The sequence below is a fragment of the Wolbachia endosymbiont of Glossina morsitans morsitans genome (genome assembly GCF_000689175.1).
Classification (GTDB): domain Bacteria; phylum Pseudomonadota; class Alphaproteobacteria; order Rickettsiales; family Anaplasmataceae; genus Wolbachia; species Wolbachia pipientis.
Map to the genome: position 1 here is coordinate 1 of NZ_AWUH01000101.1, position 2,396 is coordinate 2,396.

The following is a 2,396-nucleotide window of genomic DNA, read 5'->3' on the forward strand; positions in this document are numbered from 1 at the left end:
AAAAACTTAAGTTATACTTATAAGTATTTGATACTTTTTATAGTGATTATGTCGAGTTTAAGCTGCCTTTATGGTGATAATGCAGAATTTGTGGAAGAAATGTATGGCCGTTATTTGCAGGGTGATAAATCAATCGGGGAGGATTGGTATAGAATTTTTTCAAGCAATTTAGAAGTTAATAAAGCGGAGACCTGCGGTGCACAACATGTAACTAAGGTGGATAATTCAGTTTCTGGTTTAGCAAATTTTTTCAGATCTTACGGTCATTTTTTTGTCGGATCTTAATCCGTTATCACCCAATGTGAATAAGGAAGTAGATTATCAGAAATATTCGAATCTATATCTGGCAAGTGACGCTGGAATCTATAGAGATATTTACTGCAAGAACATCGGTTTTGAATTTATGCATATCTCCTCTTATGAGGAGAGGATGTGGCTGCAGGAAAAGATCGAAAATCAAACCTATACGCTGAGTTCACAAGATAAAAAGGAAATACTGAGGCACTTAATTGAATCTGAGATGTTCGAGCAATTTCTCCATATGAAATTTCCTGGATATAAACGTTTTTCTATCGAAGGTGGGGAATCAGCTATCGTTGCAATTGAGAGAATCATTAGTGATTCTGCAGCTTTTAGTATTGAAGAAATAGTTCTTGGCATGGCTCACCGCGGACGACTCAATATTCTAACCAAAGTTATGGGCAAAGAATATGCGGCAATGCTATCTGAATTTCAAGGCAATCTTGCATATCCAGGTGGTCTTGAGGTGTCCGGTGATGTTAAATATCACCTTGGTTACTCTTCTGATCAAGCACTTGCCGGTGGTAAGAAAATACATTTAAGTTTATGCCCTAATCCATCTCACCTTGAAGCGGTAAATCCGGTTTTGGCTGGAAGAATAAGAGCAAAACAGAATATAAGATCTGTGCTTGGCATATCAATTCATGGTGATGCGGCTTTCATCGGCCAAGGAGTGGTTGCTGAAACTCTAACCTTAAGCAATATTGAAGGTTATAAGGTAGATGGCATTGTGCACATTGTTATTAATTAACCAAGTTGGTTTTACTGCTAATCCGTGTTGTGCGCGATCCTCTTTTTACTGTACTGATGTAGCAAAATCAATAGAAGCTCCAGTGTTTCACGTTAATGGAGATAACCCAGAAGCTGTGAGTTTTGCTACAAGTCTGGCGATGGAATATAGGCAGAAATTTAAAAAGGACGTAGTGATTGACATAATGTGTTACCGCAAATATGGCCATAGTGAAGGTGATGAACCGAATTTCACTCAGCCACTCATGTATAAGGTAATATCAAAGCATAAAACTCCAGGAACACTGTATGAAGAGAAGTTGATCGCAGAGAAAGTATTAAGTGGTGATGAGGTAAATAAATTGCGCAGTGAGTTCAGGGCAAGATTGGATAAAAGTCTTGCTGAATCAGCGGCTTATACTCCAAAAAAAGCTGACTGGTTTTGTGGAGTATGGTCAAAATTAAGAAAGGCAAGGTTGAACGATTTGAGCGAATACTATACAGATTCTGGTGTTCCGCCAGATGAGTTGAAAAAATTAGGTGTACATATAAATAGCAACATCCCAAGTAGCTTTAACATTAACAATAAGGTTAGAAAAATACTTGATGGCAGAATAGACAGCATAAATTCCGGTAGTAATATAGACTGGGCAACTGCCGAAAGTCTTGCGTTTGCATCACTGCTCACAGAAGGAATAGGAGTGCGTTTATCAGGACAAGACTCTGGTCGTGGAACTTTCTCGCACCGTCATTCAAGGCTTGTTGATCAGGTAACAGAAGAAGCGTTTATTCCGCTAAACAATATAAATGAAAAGCAAGCTCACTTTGAGGTCATAGATAGCGCTTTATCAGAGTATGCTATAATGGGCTTTGAATATGGATATAGCCTTGATTCCCCATATTCACTGGTGCTCTGGGAAGGACAATTTGGTGATTTTGCAAATGGTGCACAAATTATGATCGACCAGTTTATCGCATCTGCAGAAACAAAGTGGTTGCGATCAAGCGGTCTAGTTTTGTTGCTGCCTCATGGTTATGAAGGACAGGGGCCTGAGCATAGCTCCGCGCGCATAGAGAGATTTTTGCAACTCTGCGCAGAAGATAACATGCAAGTTGTTAATTGCTCTACTCCAGCAAATTATTTTCATGCTTTACGCAGGCAAATCCACAGAGACTTTCGCAAGCCTTTAGTAGTGTTTACACCTAAATCACTATTGCGTCATAAAAGAGCAGTTTCTAACCTATCTGACTTTGAAGGAAAATTCCTCACGGTAATCCCAGAATATAGAACAGATTTGGTTCTAAAATGATAAAATACGTAAAGTTGTAATATGCTAGCGGTAAAGTTTATTACGACATAATTGAAG

Annotated in this window: 1 pseudogene; it reads left to right on the forward strand. The window is 38.7% G+C overall.

The annotated features are described in order from the left end of the window. Nucleotides 1-48: 48 nt before the first annotated feature. Nucleotides 49-2,396: pseudogene (locus WGMM_RS02435) on the forward strand (2-oxoglutarate dehydrogenase E1 component); the annotation flags it as partial.